At 64.3% G+C, this 21,922-nt stretch carries 18 protein-coding genes; 11 read left to right on the top strand and 7 right to left on the bottom strand.

The genetic code is table 11. The annotated features are described in order from the left end of the window. The first annotated feature begins 130 nt into the window (after positions 1–130). Positions 131–1,558 (top strand): aldehyde dehydrogenase family protein, encoded by a 1,428-nt coding sequence (locus IFT75_RS20395; RefSeq protein ID WP_192056496.1) that lies wholly within the window; start codon positions 131–133, stop codon positions 1,556–1,558. 115 nt (positions 1,559–1,673) lie between these two features. On the opposite strand, the gene IFT75_RS20400 is transcribed toward IFT75_RS20395, so the two are convergent. The 3 genes from IFT75_RS20400 to IFT75_RS20410 all read right to left on the bottom strand — a co-directional run bounded on the left by IFT75_RS20400 (position 1,674) and on the right by IFT75_RS20410 (position 5,596). Next, positions 1,674–3,347 (bottom strand): GMC family oxidoreductase N-terminal domain-containing protein, encoded by a 1,674-nt coding sequence (locus IFT75_RS20400; RefSeq protein ID WP_192056498.1) that lies wholly within the window; start codon positions 3,345–3,347, stop codon positions 1,674–1,676. Between the two features lie 13 nt (positions 3,348–3,360). Continuing rightward, the gene (locus IFT75_RS20405; RefSeq protein WP_192056500.1) at positions 3,361–4,398 is read right to left on the bottom strand and encodes an ABC transporter substrate-binding protein; all 1,038 of its coding nucleotides are present in this window, start codon (positions 4,396–4,398) and stop codon (positions 3,361–3,363) included. 283 nt (positions 4,399–4,681) lie between these two features. After that, positions 4,682–5,596 carry a LysR substrate-binding domain-containing protein gene (locus tag IFT75_RS20410; protein ID WP_192056502.1) on the bottom strand — a complete coding sequence of 305 codons (915 nt, stop codon included), beginning with the start codon at positions 5,594–5,596 and terminating at the stop codon, positions 4,682–4,684. Between the two features lie 107 nt (positions 5,597–5,703). Here IFT75_RS20410 and IFT75_RS20415 point away from each other — a divergent pair, with 107 nt between their 5' ends. Then, positions 5,704–6,783, top strand: coding sequence for a tartrate dehydrogenase (locus IFT75_RS20415; RefSeq protein ID WP_122480614.1), 1,080 nt, complete (start codon positions 5,704–5,706; stop codon positions 6,781–6,783). A gap of 277 nt (positions 6,784–7,060) precedes the next feature. Then, positions 7,061–7,987 (top strand): 2-hydroxyacid dehydrogenase, encoded by a 927-nt coding sequence (locus IFT75_RS20420; RefSeq protein WP_192056557.1) that lies wholly within the window; start codon positions 7,061–7,063, stop codon positions 7,985–7,987. A gap of 120 nt (positions 7,988–8,107) precedes the next feature. Here IFT75_RS20420 and ptsP read toward each other — a convergent pair whose 3' ends face one another. Continuing rightward, entirely contained in the window at positions 8,108–10,387 is a 2,280-nt protein-coding gene (gene ptsP, locus IFT75_RS20425; protein ID WP_043191774.1) for a phosphoenolpyruvate--protein phosphotransferase, read from the bottom strand. A 22-nt stretch (positions 10,388–10,409) separates the two neighbouring features. After that, the gene (locus IFT75_RS20430; protein WP_043191776.1) at positions 10,410–10,889 is read right to left on the bottom strand and encodes an RNA pyrophosphohydrolase; all 480 of its coding nucleotides are present in this window, start codon (positions 10,887–10,889) and stop codon (positions 10,410–10,412) included. Positions 10,890–11,029: 140 nt separating this feature from the next. Here IFT75_RS20430 and IFT75_RS20435 point away from each other — a divergent pair, with 140 nt between their 5' ends. Further along, the gene (locus tag IFT75_RS20435; protein WP_192056504.1) at positions 11,030–11,683 is read left to right on the top strand and encodes a histidinol-phosphatase; all 654 of its coding nucleotides are present in this window, start codon (positions 11,030–11,032) and stop codon (positions 11,681–11,683) included. A gap of 159 nt (positions 11,684–11,842) precedes the next feature. Here IFT75_RS20435 and IFT75_RS20440 read toward each other — a convergent pair whose 3' ends face one another. After that, positions 11,843–12,289, bottom strand: coding sequence for a DUF2269 family protein (locus IFT75_RS20440; RefSeq protein WP_192056506.1), 447 nt, complete (start codon positions 12,287–12,289; stop codon positions 11,843–11,845). 171 nt (positions 12,290–12,460) lie between these two features. Continuing rightward, the gene (gene ilvA, locus IFT75_RS20445) at positions 12,461–13,975 is read right to left on the bottom strand and encodes a threonine ammonia-lyase, biosynthetic (RefSeq protein WP_192056507.1); all 1,515 of its coding nucleotides are present in this window, start codon (positions 13,973–13,975) and stop codon (positions 12,461–12,463) included. Positions 13,976–14,112: 137 nt separating this feature from the next. Here ilvA and rpiA point away from each other — a divergent pair, with 137 nt between their 5' ends. From rpiA to IFT75_RS20480, 7 genes are all read left to right on the top strand, one after another. Beyond that, positions 14,113–14,790 carry a ribose-5-phosphate isomerase RpiA gene (gene rpiA / locus IFT75_RS20450; protein WP_192056508.1) on the top strand — a complete coding sequence of 226 codons (678 nt, stop codon included), beginning with the start codon at positions 14,113–14,115 and terminating at the stop codon, positions 14,788–14,790. A 467-nt stretch (positions 14,791–15,257) separates the two neighbouring features. After that, positions 15,258–16,508 carry an SfnB family sulfur acquisition oxidoreductase gene (locus IFT75_RS20455; RefSeq protein WP_192056510.1) on the top strand — a complete coding sequence of 417 codons (1,251 nt, stop codon included), beginning with the start codon at positions 15,258–15,260 and terminating at the stop codon, positions 16,506–16,508. Positions 16,509–16,528: 20 nt separating this feature from the next. Then, positions 16,529–17,734 carry an SfnB family sulfur acquisition oxidoreductase gene (locus tag IFT75_RS20460; RefSeq protein WP_192056513.1) on the top strand — a complete coding sequence of 402 codons (1,206 nt, stop codon included), beginning with the start codon at positions 16,529–16,531 and terminating at the stop codon, positions 17,732–17,734. Continuing rightward, complete coding sequence (locus IFT75_RS20465; RefSeq protein WP_192056514.1) at positions 17,734–19,092, top strand: LLM class flavin-dependent oxidoreductase; 1,359 nt, start codon at positions 17,734–17,736, stop codon at positions 19,090–19,092. The genes IFT75_RS20460 and IFT75_RS20465 overlap by 1 nt, the downstream gene beginning before the upstream one ends. 118 nt (positions 19,093–19,210) lie before the next feature. Then, positions 19,211–20,008, top strand: a complete 798-nt coding sequence (locus tag IFT75_RS20470) for a MetQ/NlpA family ABC transporter substrate-binding protein (RefSeq protein ID WP_192056515.1) — start codon at positions 19,211–19,213, stop codon at positions 20,006–20,008. A 2-nt stretch (positions 20,009–20,010) separates the two neighbouring features. Then, a complete protein-coding gene (locus IFT75_RS20475; RefSeq protein WP_192056520.1) occupies positions 20,011–21,141 on the top strand; it encodes a methionine ABC transporter ATP-binding protein in 1,131 nt (376 codons plus the stop codon). Further along, a complete protein-coding gene (locus IFT75_RS20480) occupies positions 21,131–21,775 on the top strand; it encodes a methionine ABC transporter permease (RefSeq protein ID WP_122480625.1) in 645 nt (214 codons plus the stop codon). Before IFT75_RS20475 ends, IFT75_RS20480 begins: the two co-directional genes overlap by 11 nt. The last annotated feature ends 147 nt before the right edge of the window (positions 21,776–21,922 follow it).

Consider the following 21,922-nt stretch of genomic DNA (forward strand, 5'->3'; position numbering starts at 1 on the left):
TGCGGCGCAAGCCGCGTCGGCGGCATATGCGGTACGCCTGACCGACCGCAGCGAACCCGGACGCGGCTTGCGCCGCTGCTACAGGAACGCAGGCGCATCGGCCTTTTTTATCACTGATGGAGAGCGAATTTTGGACAACGCGTTGAAGTTCTATATAGACGGCCGGTGGGTCGAGCCTTCAGGCGCGCGGCGTCTGGCGGTGATCAATCCGGCCAGCGAGCAGGCGTTTACCGAAATCGCCCTGGGTGAACAGGCCGACGTCGATGCGGCGGTCGCGGCGGCGCGACGCGCCTTTACCGACTTTGCGTTTACCACTCCGGCCGAGCGCAAGGCGCTGCTCGGACGGATCCTCGAGTCGTTCATGGCCCGCTACGACGATATTGCCGCTGCCATCATGCAGGAGGTCGGCGCACCGCGAGCCTTGGCCCATGACTGGCAGGCCGGCATCGGCAAGCGTCACCTGGAGCAGATGCTGCGCACCTTGGACAGCTTCGAGTTCCGCACCCGGCGCGGCACCACGCTGATCAACCAGGAGCCAGTCGGCGTGGTGGCCTTGATCACGCCCTGGAACTGGCCGATCAATCAGATCGCCTGCAAGGTGGCACCGGCACTGGCCGCCGGCTGCACCTTGGTGCTCAAGCCCAGCGAGATCGCGCCGATCAACGCCATCATTTTTGCCGAAGTGCTGCACAGCGCCGGAGTGCCGGCGGGCGTGTTCAACCTGATCAATGGTGACGGGCCTGGCGTGGGCGCAGCGCTGGCCAGTCACCCCGACGTGGACATGGTGTCGTTCACCGGCTCCACCCGGGCCGGCGTGGAGGTGGCGCGGCTGGCCGCACCGACGGTCAAGCGGGTGCACCAGGAACTGGGCGGCAAGTCGGCCAATATCCTGCTCGACGATGTAGACCTGCACGCAGCGGTGACGGCAGGGGTCAACGGGTGCTTCGGCAACAGTGGCCAGTCCTGCAACGCGCCCACGCGGATGCTGGTGCCTGCCGCGCTGCACGACCAGGCAGTGGCGATCGCTCGCGTGGCGGCATCGGCCCATCGAGTCGGCGCGCCCGACGACCCGTCCACGACCCTGGGCCCGGTGATCAGTGACCGGCAATACCAGGCGATCCAGCGGATGATCGCCATCGGTATCGAGGAAGGCGCGCAGTTGGTGTGTGGCGGTCTGGGTCGGCCGGCCGGGTTGGACCTCGGGTATTACGTGCAGCCAACGATCTTCGCCGGGGTGGATGCACAGATGACGATTGCCCGCGAAGAGATCTTCGGCCCGGTGCTGGTGATCCAGCCCTATACCGATGAGCAGGACGCGGTACGTATGGCCAACGACAGTGTGTTCGGCCTGGCCGCGTACGTGCAGTCGGCCAGCCTTGCGCGGGCACGCCAGGTGGCTCTGCAGATGCGCGCCGGCAGCGTCTACATCAACTATCCCAGCTGGGACGCAGCGGCGCCGTTCGGTGGCTACAAGCAATCGGGCAATGGCCGCGAATATGCCGAATGGGGGTTGGAGGCGTTTCTAGAGGTGAAGGGTATCGTGGGTTGGGGTACCTGACACACCACAGCGCGCCCTTCGCGGCCGATGACCGCTCCTACCGTTGACCGGCCACCCGTAGGAGCGGTCATTGGCCGCGAACCAGGCGCCGCGGTCTGCCTGGAGGAACGCGGCCTCAACCCGCCTTGATCAGATCGGCGATACGCTCGGCCATCATGATGGTCGGCACATTGGTGTTGGCGCATGGAATCGACGGCATCAACGACGCATCGCACACCCGCAATCCCGTTACCCCGATCACCCGCCCGTTACTCGAGGTCACCGCCTGGGGATCCTCCGCGCGGCCCATGCGGCATGTGCCTGACGGATGCCAGGTGCCGCCCACATTGGCGCGCACGAACGCCGTCAGTGCCTTGTCGTCGGCCAGCAACTTTTCCAGGGTCACACCTTGGGTCACCAGGGTTCGCACCAACAGCCCGCGCAAGGGGCCGGCGATGTCCAGCAGCACGCTCAACAGCCCACGCTGCAGGGCATTGAAACGGCCAGGCATCGCCACCTTGGCCACCCGCGGCGAGTAGCTGGATGGAAACACCACACTGCGCAGACCGCCCAGCCCCGGTGCCGACAGCGTCTCGGCACCCATGCGCAGGGCCTGCTTCAACCGCTGCAGGTCACGGGCTTCGGACAGCATCGAGAAACTGACCTCGGGCTCCTGCAACGGATCCAGCGACGTCACCTGCACCCGCCCTCGCGAGTAGGACTTGTTGACCCAGAAAAACATCGTGCCCAGCCGGTAGCCCACCGAGTGCCAGCCGGAACGCGACAGGATCGCACCGTGCATGTCACCCGGCACCGTGCCCGGCAACCCGGATGAAAAGCGCACGATGGCCTGCTCGTGATGCTCGTCGACGTGAGGTGTTCGTCCCTGCGCCGTCAGCAGCGCCGACACGGCAATCGACGGATGCTCCATGAGATTGCCACCCACGCCCGGCCGGTCGGCCACCAGCGGCACGCCCAGATCGAGCAATTGGTCCAGCGGGCCAACGCCACTGCGGATCAACAACGCAGGGCTGTGAATCGCCCCGGCGCAGACGATCACCTCCCCGGCAAACACTTCCTCGGCCACGCCGGCCTGGCCCAGCAGACGCGCGCCCACCGCCTGGGTGCCGCGGAACAGCACGCGGTCCACCACACACTCGGTGCGCAGGGTCAGGTTGGGGCGGGCACGCACCTCGTCGGTGAGATAGCACACCGACACCGGAATCCGTTCACCCTGCTCGCTGACACCGATGGCACCCACGTAGACGCCATCCTGCCACTGCCCATTCTGGTCCGGGCGGGTGGGCAGGCCACGAGTCGCCAATACGCCCATGACCGCTTTCACGAAGGGCGACAGAAAGGCCGGCGCCGTACGCCGGATCCGTATCGGTCCGTCGCTGCCATGCAGCGGCCCGCTGAAATCGCAGTCGGTTTCGAGTTTGCGAAAGTACGGCAGGCAGTTTTCCCAGCTCCAGCCTTCGGCACCGAGCCGCCCCCACTCGTCGTAGTCATCCGGCGCCCCGCGGTTGGTCATCAGCGCATTGATCGCCGATCCGCCGCCGAGCAGGCGCGCCTGCTCATAGCGACGGCTGCCCTGGGTGGACATGCGGGCGGTCAGGCGCTGCCAGATGTTGCGCCCATCCAGATAGGCACGTCCGGGGTAGCGACTGGCGATGGCCGCGGGCATCTTGCCCGGCGCAATGTCACGCCCGGCTTCCACCAGGCACACCTGCTTGCTGGGGTCTTCGGACAGCCGCGCGGCGAGCACGCACCCCGCGCTGCCGCCGCCGAGAATCAGATAGTCGATCACGCTTGCGGCCGCCTTACTGGACGAATTTCAACCAGCGGTCCTTGGCGGCAATACCTTCAGCCGACGACCACCACTCTTCGGACATCAGCGCCTGCTTGGCGGCGTTCTCCGGCGAGCTTGGGAGTTCCTTGCCCCGTTCGGCGCTGAGCTTGCCAGTAGCGAACGCGGCGGGGTTGCCAGGGCCGTAATCGATGTACTTGGGCAGGTCGGCCTGCAGATCGGGCGACACTGCGGTGTCGACGAACTTGACCGCCTGGGCCAGGTTCGGCGCGTTCTTGAGAATGCACAGCTGGGTGTTCTGCAAGATGCCGTCGTTGTAGGTGAAGTCGACATCGGCGTTGTCTTTCTTCACCGCGCCTACGCGGCCATTCCAGATCATCAGCATGTCCACTTCACCGTCGTTGAGCAGCTGCGCCGATTGCCCGCCCGAACTCCACCACACGGCGATGTCCGGCTTGATCTGGGCTAGGCGCTTGTAGGCGCGGTCGACGTCCAGCGGGTAGAGCTTGTCGCGCGGCACGCCGTCGGAAATCAGCGCCGCTTCCAGGGTGCCCATGGGGTCGTTGCGCAATGCGCGGGTGCCGGGGAAGTCCTTGACGTTCCAGAAGTCGGCCCAGCTTTGCGGTACTTTCTTCAGGCTCTTGGTGTTGTAGCCCAGTACCGAGGAATAGAACTCGTAGGCCACCGAGTAAGGCGTGCGATAGGCCTCGGGCATGCCCTTGACGTTAGGCATTTTCGCCAGGTCCAGCGGCTCGATCAGGCCTTCGCGGCCGCCACGGATACAGTTCGAAGGCGGGGTGTCGATCACGTCCCATACCGGCTTGCCGGTTTCGCCCTGGGCCTTGACCATGGGCCAGGCGTCCGGAACGCTGTCCTGCTTGATGGTGATGCCAAGCAACTTGGCGGCGGGGTCGAGGATGGCCTTGGTCTGCGCCTCCTGATACACGCCACCTTGGGACACGAAGGTAATCTGCTCGGCCTGGGCGCTGGTGGAACACGCCATGGCCACGTACAACAGGGATAGGACAGAACCGAAAGACAAGGTTTTCATGGCAAATCATCCTGGGGGTAGATTAATTCGGCAGCGACAAAAACCTCGACGGGTAGCCCATGTTTGCACCGGTTCTGTATTTTTGTTTGACCGAGCGGGACCGCTGGAAGGTACAAGAGGCGAAGCCTGCGCGACAATGCACCATTAGTCAGTACCACCATGATTTCAGGTTATCTATACCCACCCCGGCACGCTTACCCTGTAGCAGCAGCGCGAGCCGCGTCACCAACGCCGCGGTACATCTGCCCCACCGCGTCGAGGCCGGACGCGGCTCGCGCCGCTGCTACAGGTCACCGACCGCAAACGGCAATCGTTGGCTCAGCGCCTCGCGCAGGTAATGCACGAATGCCGTGATGCGCTGGGGCGTATGGCGCCGTTGCTGGTACATCGCAAACACGTCGGCCTGCGGTGCCTGATGATCGGTCAGCAGCGCCTGCAGCCGGCCACTCTGCAGATGGGCCTGCACGTCCCAGCGCGACCTCAGGATCAAACCGTGGCCGTCCAGCGCCCACCCCAGCGCCACCTCGCCATCATTGCTCGACAGCGTCCCGGTCACCTTGTGCGCGTAGTCCTGGCCATCCTTGCGGAAGCGCCAGATGGCGTAATCGCTGCCGAACTGACGCAGCACGATGCAGTTGTGGGCGGCCAGATCGGCCACCCGGAGGGGTGCAGGCATGTTCTCAAGGTATCCCGGTGCTGCACACAGCACGCGCGGATTCTCCAGCAGGCGCACGGCGATGAGCCGCGAATCGGGCGGCTCGCCCATGAACACGCCGAGGTCGAACTGATCATCGAGCAGGCTCATGGGCTGGCTGCTCAGTTCCAGGGATACTTCCAGCTCGGGATGCAGGCGCGCGAATGCCGAGACTACCTGAGCCAGATGCCTGCGACCGAAGCCCAGGGTGGCGTTGATCCGCAGTCGCCCGTGCAGGGTCGGTTGACGCGTGCCCAGCGCGCTTTCCAGTTCATCGAGCTGACGCAGGATCGGCCGCCCGCCCTCCAGATACAGCACACCTTCGGGCGTCAGCGACAAGCGTCGCGTGGTGCGTTGCAGCAACTGCACGCCCAGGCGCTGTTCCAGTTGGCTCAGCCGTTTGCTCACCGCTGGCAGCGACAGGCCAAGATGCCGGGCTACATCGGTCAGGCTGGCGCGGGTGGCCACCTGCTGAAAGAAGCTCAGGTCATCGATCATGCTCATGGATTGTTTACCTGAATCTAAGAATGGCTTAACCACCAGGCCAATTATTAATCCGCACACTCTGATTACACTGAGTCGGCAAGTTCATCAACCCGTGGAGTGGCACCATGAGCAAGTCCAATTACAAGATTGCAGTGATTCCCGGTGACGGCATCGGCAAGGAAGTCATGCCCGAAGGGGTCCGTGTGCTGGATACCGTGGCGGCCCGCTACGACCTGAACTTGCAGTGGGACTGGTTCGACTTCGCCAGCGCCGATTACTACCTGGCTCACGGCAAGATGATGCCGGACGACTGGTTCGAAACGCTCAAGGGCTACGACGCCATCTACTTCGGCGCCGTGGGCTGGCCCGACGTGGTGCCCGACCATGTGTCGCTGTGGGATTCGCTGTTGCAGTTCCGCCGCGAGTTCGACCAGTACGTCAACCTGCGCCCTTGCCGGCTGATGCCTGGGGTGAAGGCACCGCTGGCCAACCGTAAGCCTGGTGACATCGATTTCTGGGTCGTGCGCGAGAACACCGAAGGCGAATATTCCAGCGTGGGCGGCAAGATGTTTCCCGGCACCGACCGCGAGATCGTCCTGCAGGAAACGGTGATGACCCGGGTCGGCGTCGACCGCATTCTCAAGTTTGCCTACGAGCTGGCGCAGAGCCGACCCAAGAAGCACCTGACCTCGGCGACCAAGTCCAATGGCATTGCCATCACCATGCCGTACTGGGACGAGCGCGTGGTCGAGATGGGCAAGAAGTACCCGGAAGTGAACGTCGACAAGTACCACATCGACATTCTTACGGCCAACTTCGTGCTGCATCCGGACTGGTTCGACGTGGTGGTGGCGAGCAACCTGTTCGGCGACATCCTCTCCGACCTTGGCCCGGCCTGTACTGGCACCATCGGCATCGCGCCGTCGGCCAACATCAACCCGGAACGCAACTTCCCCAGCCTGTTCGAACCGGTACACGGCTCGGCGCCGGACATCGCCGGCAAGGGCGTGGCCAACCCCATCGGGCAGATCTGGTGCGGCGCCATGATGCTCGAACACCTGGGCCATCCTGAGGCTGGCGCGGCGGTTCTGGCGGCCATTGAAAAGGTCCTGGCCATGGGCCCGGAACACGCACCACTGACCGCCGACATCGGCGGCACCGGCACCACCCGCGCCCTGGGCGAAGCCATCGCTGCCGCCTGTTGAGGCCGCGGCACCCCTGACACACCGCACCGCGCCTTTCGCGGCCACGGACCGCTCCTACATGGATCGCGCAGCTCGTAGGAGCGGTCATCGGCCGCGAACCAGACGCCGCGGTACCCCTGACACACCGCACCGGCCCGTTCGCGGGCAGAGCCCTGCTTCCACACAGCACCGCTGCTACGGTCAACTTGTTCTGTTTCACCCGCTCGATTCGGAAGAATGTTGCGTAGCGATCTGTCATCGTTGGTGTAAACCCCGATGGTCCATGAGAACCCACCTTATGACGCTGCTGTTCAAAGTCCCCGACGAGCGTGCGTCGGCCTGGAAGGCACTGTTCGCCCAGCATGCAGCGGATATTCCCCTGCGCTTCTGGCCGGACATCGGCGACCCGGCGCAGGTACGCTATTTCGCCGCCTGGCAGCCGCCAGCGGACCTGTATGACCGATTCCCCCAACTGCAGGTGGTTTTCGCCACGTCGGCGGGGGTGGATCAGTTCGACCTTGCGCACGTTCCCGAAGCGGTCAGCGTGGTACGCATGCTCGACCCCGGCATTGCCCAGGGCATCATCGAGTACGCCGGCTTTGCCGTGCTTGCCCTGCATCGCCAGATGCCGACCTATCTGCAGCAACAGCGCGAGGGCAAGTGGGCGATCCATCCGCTGCTGGAGGCCGGCAAGCGCCGCGTCGGTGTGATGGGCCTGGGCAATCTGGGCCAGGCGGCATTGAATGCGCTGCGGCCGTTCGGCTTTGCCTTGAGTGGCTGGTCGCGCACGCTCAAGACACTGCCCGGCGTGCACTGCTATGGCGGCCGCGAGCAATTGCCGGACTTTCTCGGCAGCTGTGACATCCTGCTGTGCCTGTTGCCCTTGACCGCCGACACCGCTGGCATTCTCGATGCGCAGACTTTCGCCGCGCTGCCGGCCGGCGCCAGCCTGATCAATCTGGGCCGCGGCGGCCATCTGGTGGAAAGCGACCTGCTGGCCGCGCTGGATTCAGGCCATCTGGCCCATGCGATCGTCGATGTGCTGGAAGAAGAGCCGCCGCGCAGCGATCACCCCTTCCTCAGCCACCCGAAAATCTGGCTCACGCCACATATCGGCGCCATGACCGATCCGCATTCGGCATTCCAGGTGCTACTGGACAACATCCGCCGGCATCAACGGGGTGAACCTATGGCAGGTCTGGTGGAGCCTGGGACAGGCTACTAGTGGCAAGCGTAGGGATACAGAATCTACTGTAGGAGCGGCCTTCGGCCGCGAAACGAGCACTGCGGTGCTTCATTTGATCTGCAGGGATGCCATTGCCGCCTTCACCGCTTGCAGCACGCCTCAGTGCTTCTTCGGCGTGCTCGGATTGATCATCCGCGACAGGCCCAGGTTCTTCAGGGCCAGTTGCAGCGAGCTGTGGATAACTTGCGGGTTGTCAATCTTGCTCAACTGCGCCAGCAGCTCCTTGGCCTTGCTCAGGTTCACCTGGCGCAGCATCCACTTCACCTTGGGCAGGTTGGTGGCGTTCATCGACAGGCTGTCGAACCCCATGGCCATCAACAAGATCGCCGCCGCCGGATCGCCCGCCATCTCGCCGCAGATACTCACCGGCTTGCCTTCGGCATGCGCCTCGGTGACCACGTGCTGCAAGGCCTGCAGCACAGCCGGGTGCAGGTAGTCGTAGAGATCGGCCACGCGCGGGTTGTTGCGGTCCACGGCCAGCAGGTACTGGGTCAGGTCGTTGGAGCCGACCGAGAGGAAATCGACCTGCCGCGCCAGTTCCTTGGTCAGGTACACCGCTGCGGGAATCTCGATCATCACCCCCACCGGCGGCATCGGAACGTCGGTGCCTTCGTCGCGCACCTCGCCCCAGGCCCGGTGGATCAGGTGCAGGGCTTCTTCCAGCTCATGGGTGCCGGAGATCATCGGCAGCAGGATACGCAGGTTGTTCAGGCCCTCGCTGGCCTTGAGCATGGCGCGGGTCTGCACCAGGAAGATTTCCGGGTGGTCGAGGGTGACGCGGATCCCGCGCCAGCCCAGAAACGGGTTTTCCTCCTTGATGGGGAAGTACGACAGCGACTTGTCACCACCGATGTCCAGGCTGCGCATGGTCACCGGCAGGGGGTGGAAGGCCGCCAGCTGCTCACGGTAGATCGCCAGTTGTTCCTTCTCGCTGGGAAAGCGCTGGTTGATCATGAATGGCACTTCGGTGCGGTACAGCCCCACACCCTCGGCGCCGCGTTGCTGGGCACGGGCCACATCGGCCAGCAGGCCGGTGTTGACCCAAAGCGGCATGCGGTGGCCGTCCAGGGTCACGCAGGGCAGCTCGCGCAAGGCATCTAGGCCCAGCGCCAGTTGCCGCTCTTCCTCGACCACATCGGCAAATTGCTTGCTGAGAATGTCGCTGGGGTTGGTGTAGACCTCGCCATGGTAGCCATCGACGATCATCTTGATGCCGTCGACCTTGGAATACGGCAGGTCGACCAGGCCCATGACCGTGGGGATGCCCATGGCGCGCGCCAGAATGGCGACGTGGGAGTTGCCCGAGCCCAATACCGACACCAGGCCCACCAGCTTGCCTTCCGGCACCTCGCCGAGCATTGCCGGCGACAGTTCTTCGCTGATCAGGATGGTGTTATCGGGGTAGACTAGGGTTTGCTGACGCGCTTCCTGCAGGTAGGCCAGCAGGCGCCGCCCCAGGTCCTTGACGTCCGAGGCGCGCTCGCGCAGATACGCGTCGTCCATCAATTCGAAGCGGTTGACGTGCTCGGTGACGACGTGGCGCAGCGCACCCTGGGCCCACTGCCCGGTCTTGATCACGTTGGTCACTTCGCTGCCCAGCGAAGCGTCGTCGAGCATCATCAGGTAGACGTCGAACAGGGCCCGCTCTTCGGGGCGCAGCTGCGTGGCCAGTTTCGCCGACAGGGTGCGCATGTCGTTGCGCACGCCTTCCAGGGCGTTCTGGAACAACGCCAGCTCGGCATCGATGTCGCTGACGCTCTTGTCGGGCACCACGTCCAGATCGGCCGGCGGCAGCATCACCACCGCGGTCCCGACCGCCGCGCCGGGCGAGCCGGGCACGCCGACGAAGCGCGCTTCCTGGATACCCTTGCCCTGGCGCCCCAGGCCGCGGATCGAACCGGTGGCTTCGGCGTGGGCGATGACGCCCGCCAGTTGCGCGCTCATGGTGACCAGGAAGGCTTCTTCGCCTTCGTCGAACTGACGCCGCTCCTTTTGCTGGATCACCAGCACCCCCACCACACGCCGGTGGTGGATGATCGGCGTGCCGAGGAACGAGGCGTAGCGTTCTTCGCCGGTTTCGGCGAAGTAGCGATAACGCGGGTGGCCGGCGGCATTTTCCAGGTTGAGCGGTTCTTCACGCGTGCCCACCAGGCCCACCAGGCCTTCGTTGGGGGCCATGCTGACCTTGCCGATGGAACGCTTGTTGAGGCCTTCGGTGGCCATGAGGACGAAGCGGTTGGTTTCCAGATCCAGCAGGTACACCGAGCAGACCTGGCTGCCCATGGCTTCCTTGACGCGTTGCACGATGATCCCCAGCGCCGACTTGAGATCCTTGGCGGAGTTGACTTCCTGGACGATCTTGCGCAGCGTATTGAGCATGGCTCGGGGTCGAACTCCGTCGTCAGTCGCGCGAGAGAAGGCGCGGGGCTAGCTCTTTGAGCGCGCGTCTGTAGACCTCGCGCTTGAATGTCACCACCTGGCCCAGCGGATACCAATAGCTGACCCAGCGCCAGCCATCGAACTCGGGCTTGCCGGTCAGGTCCATGCGCACACGCTGTTCGTTGGACACCAGGCGCAGCAGAAACCACTTCTGTTTCTGGCCGATGCACAACGGTTGGCTGTGCGTACGCACCAGGCGTTGGGGTAGACGATAACGCAACCAGCCGCGGGTGCAGGCAAGTATTTCAACATCCTGGCGTTCCAGCCCGACTTCTTCATTCAGCTCGCGGTACAAGGCCTCTTCCGGCGTTTCCTGAGGGTTGATACCCCCTTGCGGGAATTGCCAGGCGTCCTGATTGATACGCCGAGCCCATAGCACCTGACCGGCGTCATTGGTAAGAATGATGCCAACGTTAGGGCGAAAACCATCGGGGTCGATCACGGCAACAACCTCGTAAACGCATGTTCTGGCATTGTTCCACAAAGCCTGTGAAGGCAGCAACGACGCCGCGTAGCTTATGTGCACGCATGTGAAAAGTCCGTATTCTGTGGGCCTTTTCCTTACTTCATGCGAGTCATTTCATGCGCCTGGCCCTCTTCGACCTCGACAACACGCTGCTCGGCGGCGACAGCGACCATGCCTGGGGCGACTATCTGTGCACACGCGGCATTCTCGATGCCGACACGTACAAGGCACGCAACGATGAGTTCTACGAGGATTACCTGGCCGGCCGCCTGGACCTGAATGCGTACCTGGATTTCACCCTGGAGATCCTCGCGGCGACCGACGTGGCGCAACTGGATGAATGGCATCGCGAATTCATGCGCGATTGCATCGAGCCCATCATGCTGCCCAAGGCCGCGGCCTTGCTGCAACAGCATCGCGATGCGGGTGACAAGCTGGTGATCATCACTGCTACCAACCGCTTCGTCACCGGACCGATCGCTGCGCGGCTTGGGGTGGAGACCTTGCTGGCAACCGAAGTCGAAATGGTTGACGGCCGCTACACCGGGCACAGCTTCGACGTGCCTTGCTTCAAGGAAGGCAAGGTGACGCGTTTGAATCGCTGGATGGAGGAAAACGGCTACGACTTGCAGGACAGTTATTTCTACAGTGACTCGATGAATGACCTGCCTCTTCTGGAGCAGGTCACCCACCCGGTGGTGGTGGACCCGGACCCACGCCTGCATGAAGAAGCCAAACGCCGCGGCTGGAAAGAACTCTCGCTGCGCTGATAGCTGCTAACTGTGGGAGGGGGCTCTGCCCGCGAAGAATGCGCTGCGGTTTGTCTGATACACCGCGGCGCTCTTTTCGCGGGCAGAGCCCGCTCCCACAGGGATCGGGACCAACCGTAGGAGCGGTCATCGGCCGCGAAGAATGCGCTGCGGTTTGCCTCAGGCAGGCTTGGTCATCATCAAGCCGATGATCGACAGCAACACCACTACGGCCACCGCTGCGATGATCAACACATTGCGGCGCTTGGCCGCGATTACGCCTTCGTTCAACCCAGTCGCGAAGCGCAGGCGGTTCACCCGGTTGATCAGCAGCAACCAGACCCCACCGCCGATCACATACAGCACCGCAGCGGTGAGAATCCAGGTTTGCCCCAAAGGCCAACCGACCCTGTGGACCAGCCACCATCCCGTGACGGGAAAGCTCACCAGGCTCAGGGCCATGACCAGCCAGGCATACACCCAGGGCCGTTGCAGGGTGCTGGCGAACGGTAGCCGGTCGCCGCCCTTCCAGCTGCGCCAGGCTCGGTAGATGACGGCCGCCACACTGCCCAGCAGCACAACAGTGGCAGCGACGTGGAATATTTTCAGAACCGCCAGGCTTTCCATGACGCGTGATCCCCGTGGGCCATTACGATGCATCATCGACAAGCGTAGCAGCCATCGAGTTCAGCGCAGCGAGACCTACCCCTGTAACAACTGGCACACCCCATTGCCCCTGTGGGAGCGGGCTCTGCCCGCGAATGGCACACCGCGGACCCAAGCCAGTGCACCGCATCACTAACCCAGGAACAACTTGTACGCCGGATTATCCGTTTCATCCCAGAACGGGTAGCCGATCTCGGCCAGCGCGCCGGCTACCAGATGGCGTTCATCCTCGGGCACCTGCAACCCAGCCACCACACGCCCATCGGCGGCGCCATGGTTGCGGTAGTGGAACATCGAGATGTTCCAGCGCCCGCCCAGCTTGTCGAGAAAGTTGAACAGTGCCCCCGGACGCTCGGGGAACTCGAAGCGCAGCACCATCTCGTCACTGACCCTGGCCGCATGGCCACCGACCATATGGCGAATGTGCAGCTTTGCCAGCTCGTTGTCGGTCAGGTCCAGCACCGGGAAGCCATGCGCCTCGAGAGTCTGCAGCAGCACCGCGCGCGGGTCCCGCTCGGGATGGGTCTGCACCCCGACGAAAATGTGCGCTTCATGGCCGGTGTGGTAGCGGTAGTTGAACTCGGTGATCTGGCGTTTGCCGATGGCCTCGCAGAACGCCTTGAAGCTGCCCGGACGCTCGGGGATGGTCACCGCGATGATGGCCTCACGGCCCTCGCCCAGCTCGGCTCGCTCGGCCACGTGGCGCAACCGATCGAAGTTGACGTTGGCGCCCGAATCGATCGCCACCAGGGTCTGCCCCGACACGCCTCGGGCCTCGACGTACTTCTTGATCCCGGCGACCCCGAGCGCGCCCGCAGGCTCGGTGATGGAACGGGTGTCGTCGTAGATGTCCTTGATCGCCGCGCAGATCTCGTCGGTGCTGACGGTGATCACCTCGTCCACGTGGTCCTTGCAGATCTCGAAGGTGTAGTGACCGATCTGCGCCACCGCCACGCCATCGGCGAACAGCCCGACCTGCGGCAGCACCACGCGCTCCCCAGCGTGCATGGCCTGCTGCAGGCAGTTGGAATCGTCCGGCTCGACGCCGATGATCTTGATGCCCGGCCGCAGGTATTTGACGTACGCGGCAATGCCGGCGATCAACCCGCCGCCGCCCACCGGTACGAAGATCGCATCGAGATCGCCCGGATGCTGGCGCAGGATTTCCATGGCCACGGTGCCCTGCCCGGCAATGGTGTAGGGGTCGTCGTAGGGATGGATGTACACCATGCCCTGCTCGTCCACCAGCTTGAGCGAGTGGGCCAGGGCTTCGGCAAACGAATCGCCATGCAGCACCACGATGCCGCCGCGCGAGCGCACACCTGCGATCTTGATTTCGGGGGTGGTGTTGGGCATCACGATGGTGGCCTTGATGCCCAGCTCGCGCGCCGCCAGCGCCAGGCCCTGGGCATGATTGCCGGCCGACGCGGTGACCACGCCGCATGCTGCTTCCTGCGCGGTGAGCTGCGACAGCTTGTTGTAAGCGCCGCGAATCTTGAACGAGAACACCGGCTGCAGGTCTTCGCGCTTGAGCAGAATCTTGTTGTTCAGACGCTCGGACAGCTGCCCGGCGGGCTGCAAAGGGGTTTCCACCGCGACGTCGTAGACGCGCGAGGTGAGGATCATCTTTACGTACTGTTCGAGCATGGCAGACATCACTGACGATAACGGGCGGGGCCGATGAGTCTAAGCCAACGACCACCGCAAAACCAAGGTTTTGCCCTTATAATGCGTGGCTTCGGGGCCGCAACCACTAGAGCCCCAACTGCCGCTGCGGAGCTTGCATGACCCAGGACCAACTCAAACAGGCCGTCGCCCAGGCTGCCGTGGATTTCATTCTGCCCAAGCTGGGCGAAAAGAGCGTTGTCGGTGTCGGCACCGGTTCCACCGCCAATTGCTTCATCGATGCGCTGGCCCAGCACAAGAGCGCCTTCGACGGCGCCGTGGCCAGCTCCGAGGCGACCGCTGCACGGCTCAAGGGCCATGGCATCCCGGTGTACGAACTCAACGGCGTCGGTGACCTGGAGTTCTATGTCGACGGCGCCGATGAAAGCGACGAGCACCTGAACCTGATCAAGGGCGGCGGCGCTGCGCTGACCCGCGAGAAGATCGTCGCTGCCGTGGCCACCACCTTCATCTGCATCGCCGATGGCAGCAAGCTGGTGCCGGTGCTGGGCGAGTTTCCACTGCCGGTGGAAGTCATTCCCATGGCCCGCAGCCACGTCGCGCGCCAGCTGGTGAAGCTGGGCGGCGACCCGGTCTATCGCGAAGGCGTGGTGACCGACAACGGCAACATCATCATCGATGTGTACAACATGCAGATCACCGACCCGGTGGCGCTGGAAACGCAGATCAATGCCATCGTCGGCGTGGTCACCAACGGCCTGTTCGCCGCTCGCCCAGCCGATGTGCTGCTGCTGGGCACTGCCGAAGGCGTAAAGACCCTCACCCGCTTCGCCTGACCTTCTATTGTGGGAGCGGGACGGGCGGCGAGCCCTCTGCCCGCGAAAAACACACTGCGGTGTACCTAATACACCGCAGCGCCCCCTTCGCGGCCACGGCCCGCTCCTACGGGAACCACCACATGCCCCCCCGTAGGAGCGGTCATCGGCCGCGAAAAATACACTGCGGTGTGCCTGATACACCGCAGCGCCCCCTTCGCGGCCACGGACCGCTCCTACGGGAATCACCGGATGCCCCCCGTAGGAGCGGTCATCGGCCGCGAAAAACACACTGCGGTGTACCTGGTATAACGCAGAAGCTGCTCCCGCAAGGGTCACTATACGGCTCCAAGGAAAAACCCATCTATCCATATTCCCAATCGTTAGTTCATTTAAATTTAACAAACGATTAGGGTATATACACCGGACCACCGGACCTGCGTACACCCAAGCAAGGCGACATACGCCGTGCATGACGTGAGGACGGTATGGTCACCCACTCGATTTCCCGCGAACACTCCCAAACCTTGCCGGCCGACGACGGCCCGGCGCTCGTGCCCGCGCATATACTGCGCAATGACCTCGACGCGCTCGACGCCGCGCAAACCCTCGCCGCCAGCGCCCGCACCCATGCCGCCCGGCGCGACCAGCACCGCGAGCTGCCCTGGCAACTGATCGAGCAGTTCACCGCGAGCGGCCTGGGCAGTATCACCGTGCCACGTGCCTTCGGCGGCCCGGACGTCAGTTTCGAAACCCTGGCCGAGGTGTTCCGTCTGATCAGCGCCGCCGATCCGGCCCTGGGGCAGATTCCGCAAAACCATTTCGGCATCCTGCAGATGCTTCGCGGCACCGCCACCGCGCACCAGCAGCAGACGCTGTTCAGCGCCGTGCTGCAAGGCGCGCGCATCGGCAATGGCGGCCCCGAACGCGGCACCCGCAACACCCTGGAGATCAAGACTCGCATCGTCCGCGACGGAGACGACTGGCAGATCAGCGGACAGAAGTTCTACTCCACCGGCGCACTGTTCGCCCACTGGGTGGCGGTCAAGGCCGTGGATGAGCACCAGCGCCTGGTAATGGCCTTCGTGCGGCGCGGCACCCCCGGCCTGCAAATCATCGACGACTGGTCCGGCTTCGGCCAGCGCACCACCGCCAGCGGCACTGTGGTGCTGGAACACGTGCAGGTGCCCAAGACCCATGTCGTGGAGATCTGGCGCCAGGCGCAGCAACCGAACATTCAGGGCGCCGTATCGCAATTGATGCAAGCGGCCATCGACGCCGGCATTGCCGCTGCGGCCATCGACGACACCATCGCCTTCGTCCGCGAGAAATCCCGCCCGTGGATCGACGCCGGGGTCGAGCGCGCCAGCGACGACCCTTTCGTGATCGCCGATATCGGTCGCCTGAAGCTGGAACTGCACGCGGCCCAGGCACTGCTGCGCAAGGCCGCGCGCGTGCTCGACCAGACTCGCCACGCGCCCGTGGACGCCACCTTGGCAGGCCAGGCGTCGATCGCCGTGGCCGAGGCCAAGGTGATCACCACCGAAATCGCCCTGCACGCCAGCGAAAAGCTCTTCGAGCTGGCCGGCAGCCGCGCCAGCCTCGCCGAGTTCAACCTCGACCGTCACTGGCGCAATGCCCGCGTGCACACCCTGCACGATCCCGTGCGCTGGAAATACCACGCTATCGGCGCCTACCACTTGAACGGCAGCCTGCCTGCGCGCCATTCCTGGATTTGACCAGACCGCTGGAGATCAGCATGAGCTCATTGCCCCACCCCCTCGACGGCGTCGCATTGATCGCCAACGACCAACAGGCCCTGGACGTTGCCCGCCAACTGGCTCCCCTGTTGCAACGCGACAGCGCCCTGCGCGACCGCGAACGGCTGCTGCCCCATGGCGAACTGACGCTGTTCTCTCGCTCTGGCCTGGGCGGCATCAGCGTGCCCAAGGCATTCGGCGGAGCGGCTGTGTCCAACGTCACCCTGGCCCAGGTCATTGCCTTGCTGGCCGCCGCCGACGGCTCGCTGGGCCAGATCCCACAGAATCATTTCTATGCCCTGGAAGTGCTGCGCATCAACGGCAGCGCGGCGCAGCAAAAGCGCCTGTACGCCGACGTGCTGGCAGGCCAGCGGCTGGGTAACGCCCTGGCGGAACTGGGCACGCGAACCGCCCATGACCGCACCACGCGCCTGACCCGCGACGGCGACGGTTTGCGCATCAATGGTCGCAAGTTCTACGCCACCGGCGCGCTGTATGCCCAGTGCATTCCTACCTCGGTGGTCGATGAACAGGGCGTGCAACAACTGGCTTTCGTACCCGCCGACAGTGCCGGTGTACAGGTCATCGACGATTGGAGCGGCTTCGGCCAGCGCACCACGGGCAGCGGCTCGGTGGTGTTCGACAATGTCTGGGTCAGCGCCGACGCCATCGTGCCGTTTCAAAGCGCGTTCGAACGGCCCACCACGGTCGGCCCGTTCGCGCAGATCCTGCATGCCGCGATCGACACCGGCATTGCCCGCGGTGCGTTCGAGGACGCCTTGCAGTTCGTCCGCACCCACACTCGGCCATGGATCGACGCCACCAGCGACAAAGCCGTGGAAGACCCGCTGTCACTCAAGAGCTTCGGTCATCTGGCAGTCCGTCTGCATGCCGCCGAAGCCCTGCTCGAGCGTGCCGGCGAGGTGCTCGACAAGGCGCAGGCCGAGCCCAGCGCGGAAAACGTCGGCGCCGCCTCGATTGCCGTGGCCGAGGCTCGGGCGCTGAGCACCGAAATCTCCCTGGCCGCCGGCAGCACCCTGTTCGAGCTGGCGGGCAGCCAGGCCACGCTGGCCGAGCACGGCCTCGACCGGCATTGGCGCAACGCCCGCGTACACACCCTGCACGACCCGGTGCGCTGGAAGTACCACGCCATCGGCAACTACTACCTCAACGACCAGCTGCCACCACGCCGGGGGACGATCTGATGAGCAAGAAACAGATCCTGCTCAACGCCTTCAACATGAACTGCGTGGGCCACATCAACCACGGCCTCTGGACCCATCCGCGCGATACCTCCAGCCAGTACAAGACGCTGGAATACTGGACCGAACTGGCCCAGTTGCTGGAGCGCGGCCTGTTCGACGGCCTGTTCATCGCCGACATCGTCGGGGTCTACGACATCTATCAGGACTCGGTCGACGTGACGCTCAAGGAGTCGATCCAGCTGCCGGTCAACGACCCGTTGCTGCTGGTCTCGGCCATGGCCGCGGTTACCCGCCACCTGGGTTTCGGCCTGACCGCCAACCTCACCTACGAGGCGCCGTACCTGTTCGCCCGGCGCCTGTCCACGCTCGATCACCTGACCCGTGGCCGGGTGGGCTGGAACATCGTCACCGGGTACCTGGACAGCGCCGCCAAGGCCATGGGCCTGACCCACCAGGTGGAGCACGACCGTCGCTACGATCAGGCCGAGGAATACCTGCAGGTGCTGTACAAACTCTGGGAAGGCAGCTGGGAAGACGATGCCGTGATCGAGGACCGCGAACGGCGCATCTACGCCCAGCCGGAAAAGGTCCACAAGGTAGAGCATGAAGGCGAGTTCTACCGCGTCCAGGGTTACCACCTGTGCGAACCCTCACCGCAGCGCACGCCGCTATTGTTCCAGGCGGGCAGTTCGGCACGCGGCCTGCAGTTCGCCGGTCAGCACGCCGAGTGCGTGTTCATCAGCGGGCAGAACAAGCAGGCCACCCGCGAGCAGGTGGACAAGGTCCGCAACGCCGCCCGCGCAGCCGGTCGCGACCCGCAGGCGGTGAAAGTCTTCATGGGCCTGACGGTCATCGTCGCCGCCACCGAGGCGCAGGCCCGGGCCAAGCATGACGAATACCGCAGCTACGCCAGCGCCGAGGCCGGTGTCGCCCACTTCGCCGCCTCCACGGCAATCGACTTCGCCCGCTACGAACTCGACGAGCCCATTGAGTACGTCAAGGGCAATGCCATCGAGTCGGCCACCAAGACCTTGCAGAACAACGACTGGACCCGGCGCAAGCTGCTCGATCAGCACGCCTTGGGCGGGCGCTACATCACCTTGGTCGGTGACCCGGAACAGGTCGCCGACGACCTTGAAGCCTGGATCGCCGAGACCGGCCTGGACGGTTTCAACCTGACCCGCACGGTGACCCCGGAAAGCTACGCCGACTTCATCGACCTGGTGATTCCCGTGCTGCAGGCACGCGGTTCGTACAAGACCGCCTATGCCCAGGGCACGCTGCGCGAAAAGGTCTTCGGCCAGGGCCCGGGGCTGCCTGAAGGGCATGCTGGCTTCAGTTACAAGCGCGGTGCCTGATCGGACCTCATCGCGGGCAGCCCGCTTCCACAATCAACGAGCGCACGCTCATGTGGGAGCGGGTTCTACCCGCGAAGAGGCCACCCCAAACAACACAAGAAATCACTGGAAACCCAACATGCTCAAACCCACCTTGCTCCTCGCCCTCGCCCTCACCCTCCTCGCCGGCCTGGCCCATGCCGCCGATGACAAGCCGCTGATCGTCGGTACCACCGCCGCGTTCGCCATCCCCCTGGAAAGCGCCGTGGAGGAAGCCAAGAAACAGGGCCTGCCCGTCAAGCTGGTGGAATTCACCGACTGGATCGCACCCAACGTCAGCCTGGCCGCCGGCGACATCGACGTGAACTACTTCCAGCACATGCCGTTCCTGGAAAACGCCAATACCCAGGCTGGCACCGATCTGGTGCCGTATGCGCCGGGCATCATCAACAACGTCGGCCTGTATGCCAAACGCTACAAAAGCTTCGACGAACTGCCAAAGGGCGCGACCGTCGCCATTGCCAATGACCCGATCAACAGCGGCCGAGGCCTGCAACTGCTGGCCAAGGCTGGCTTGATCACCCTCAAGCCGGGGGTTGGCTACAAGGCCACCGAAGAGGACATTCTCACCAACCCCAAAAACCTGAAGATTCTCCAGGTCGAGGCGGTGCAGTTGGTGCGCGCCTACGATGACGCCGATCTGGTGCAGGGCTACCCGGCCTACATTCGCCTGTCCAAAACCTTCGATGCAGGCTCGGCGCTGCTGTTCGACGGCCTCGACCATCCCGAGTACGTGATCCAGTTCGTGATCAAGCCCGAGCGCAAGGACGATCCGCGCCTGGCCAAGTTCATCGATATCTACCAGCATTCGCCGGTGGTGCGCGCCTCGCTCGACAAGGTCAACGGCAAACTCTACCAAGTCGGCTGGAAGGAGTGAGCATGCCCACCACCAATGTGCAACGCAGGCTGGCCGCTACCGCCGGCCTTGCCCGGCCTGCCGAGCCGCTGGAACTGCATCCACAACTGGCCAATGCGCTGGTGCGTTTCATCGGCGTCGGCAAGACCTATGAGGGCGCCCAGGGCCCCGTGCAGGCGCTGCAGGGCATCGACCTGAACATCGAGCGTGGCGAAGTGTTCGGCATCATCGGCCGCAGCGGCGCTGGCAAGTCGTCGCTGATCCGCACCATCAACCGGCTTGAGCAGCCCAGCAGCGGGCGCGTGCTGGTCGATCAGGTGGACATCGGCGAGTTCGACGAGGACCGCCTGGTGGCCCTGCGACGGCGCATCGGCATGATCTTTCAGCACTTCAACCTGATGTCGGCGAAAACCGTGTGGCAGAACGTCGAGTTGCCGCTCAAGGTCGCCGGTGTGCCCCAGGCCGAGCGCTGGCGCAAGGTCGGTGAACTGCTCGAACTGGTTGGCCTGCAAGGCAAGCGCGACGCCTATCCGGCGCAGTTGTCCGGCGGGCAGAAGCAGCGTGTCGGCATCGCCCGGGCGCTGGTGCACGACCCGCAGATTCTGCTCTGCGACGAAGCCACCTCGGCGCTGGACCCGGAGACTACCGAGTCGATCCTCGCCCTGTTGCGCGATATCAACCAGCGGCTGGGGCTGACGATCATCCTGATCACCCACGAAATGGCCGTTATCCGCGCCATCTGCGACCGCGTGGTGGTGCTCGAAGGCGGCCAGGTGGTTGAGCAGGGCCCGGTGTGGCAGGTGTTCGGCAACCCTCAGCATGAGGTCAGTCGGACCTTGCTGGCCCCGCTGCAACACGGCCTGCCCGAGGAACTGCGCGCCCGTCTGCGCAGCACGCCTGCAACGCCTGGCGCAGCGCTGGTATTGCGACTGCGCGTGACCGGGGCACAGGCCGGCGAGGCGGACCTGTCGTCGTTGTTCAACCTGCTGGGTGGCCAGGTCAGCCTGCTGCAGGGCGGTATCGAACGGATTCAAGGTCGCGCACTGGGCAATCTGGTCGTGGCGGTAAGCAATTCGCCCCACGACCGCGAGCATCTGCTGCAACGCGCCGGGCAATGGGCACAACGGGTAGAGGAGCTGGGCTATGTGGTTTGATCGTCTGTTGCAGGGCGCCCTGGACACCTTGCTGATGGTGGGCGTTTCCTCGTTGATCGCGCTGCCCGTGGGCGTGGTGATGGCCGTGGTGCTGGTCACCAGCGACCGTGGCGGTATCTACCAGGCGCCCGCGCTGAACCGCGTGCTGGGCGCGTTCGTCAACCTGTTCAGGTCGGTGCCGTTTCTCATTCTGATGGTGGCGCTGATCCCGTTTACCCGGTTGATCGTCGGTACCACCTATGGCGTGTGGGCGGCCGTGGTGCCGTTGACCATCGCAGCGACGCCGTTCTTTGCACGGATTGCCGAGGTCAGCCTGCGCGAGGTCGACCATGGCCTGGTCGAAGCCGCGCAAGCCATGGGCTGCCGACGCTGGCACATCGTCTGGCACGTGCTGCTGCCCGAAGCGCGACCGGGCATCGTGGCCGGCTTTACCATCACCGTGGTGACCATGATCAATTCATCGGCGATGGCTGGTGCGATCGGTGCCGGCGGGCTGGGCGACATCGCCTACCGCTATGGCTACCAGCGATTCGACAGCCAGATCATGCTCACGGTCATCGTGTTGCTGGTGGCCCTGGTGACCCTGATCCAGTTCGGCGGCGACCGATTGGCGCGGGTGCTCAACAAGCGCTAGTCGCGGAACCGAGATGCGCCCTTCGCGGCCGCTGACCGCTCCTACGGGGGGTTCGTGGCGGGCCTTCGCGGCCAACGACCGCTCCTACAGGGGATAATGTCCTGCGTAGGAGCGGTCCGTGGCCGCGAACGCCACGCTGCGGTATCT

Source organism: Pseudomonas sp. CFBP 8758 (assembly GCF_014841725.1).
Taxonomy (GTDB): domain Bacteria; phylum Pseudomonadota; class Gammaproteobacteria; order Pseudomonadales; family Pseudomonadaceae; genus Aquipseudomonas; species Aquipseudomonas baltica.